This window comes from Rosenbergiella gaditana, assembly GCF_018494065.1.
GTDB classification, from domain to species: domain Bacteria; phylum Pseudomonadota; class Gammaproteobacteria; order Enterobacterales; family Enterobacteriaceae; genus Rosenbergiella; species Rosenbergiella gaditana.
In genome coordinates this window covers 1-256 of the sequence record NZ_JABBFR010000084.1, presented here as the reverse complement: position 1 = coordinate 256, position 256 = coordinate 1, and the positions used below count along the sequence as shown (strand labels likewise).

Annotated in this window: 1 pseudogene; it reads left to right on the top strand. The window is 34.0% G+C overall.

The window, feature by feature from the left end:
* Positions 1–256 (top strand): annotated as a pseudogene (locus HH682_RS15550) (hypothetical protein); the annotation flags it as partial.

Here is a 256-nt window from a genome sequence, read left to right as displayed (position 1 = left end):
ATTCTATAAAATGCCAATGCCTCAATGGGGTGGCGACTTATCAGAATTAGACTTTGATGACATTACTTACTATGTAAAACCATCAGAACATACTGAACGTTCATGGGATGAAGTACCTGAAGAAATCAAACGTACATTTGATAAATTAGGTATTCCTGAAGCTGAACAAAAATATTTAGCAGGTGTATCTGCTCAATATGAATCCGAAGTTGTTTATCACAACATGGAAAAAGAATTAGAAGAAAAAGGTATCATC